Below are 392 nucleotides of genomic sequence, written 5' to 3'. Positions count from 1 at the left end.
CTCCTGGACCACATCCTCCGCCGGCGCCTGCTTTCCCACCATCCGGTACGCGAGCGAGAACGCCGCTCCGCCGTGGCGGACGTAAAGCAGCTCGAAGGCGCGCGGGTCGCCCTTCTGGACGAGCTGCATGACCTCCTCGTCGGCCAGGTCGCGGATGTCGTGTGCCATTCAGTGTTCCTACGCGCCAGAGCCCGATCTGGATGATCCGCAGACGCGCCAAGTGCGAATAAGGGGAAAATCGCCCACAAGGAGGTGTCCCCATGGAAGAGCGCTCTCCCGCTCAGGTATACGCGCTGGTGATCGGTCTCACGCTTGTGGTGGCCGGCATCGCCGGGTTTTTCTACAGCGCCAGCTTCTCGACCGGCGACGGCGCGGAGCGCGAAGCCGTGCTC

1 protein-coding gene is annotated in these 392 nt (G+C 65.6%); it reads right to left on the bottom strand.

Annotated features, from left to right (window positions below; all coding sequences use genetic code 11):
• On the bottom strand, positions 1-129 hold a 129-nt coding region (locus RM844_RS33290), incomplete at its 3' end, for an RNA polymerase sigma factor (protein WP_311671149.1).
• Positions 130-392 lie beyond the last annotated feature (263 nt).

It is taken from the genome of Streptomyces chisholmiae, from assembly GCF_031845445.1.
In the GTDB taxonomy this organism is placed as follows: Bacteria; Actinomycetota; Actinomycetes; order Streptomycetales; family Streptomycetaceae; genus Streptomyces; species Streptomyces chisholmiae.
The sequence above is the reverse complement of the archived record's forward strand: the minus strand, read 5'-3'. Positions and strand labels throughout refer to the sequence as shown.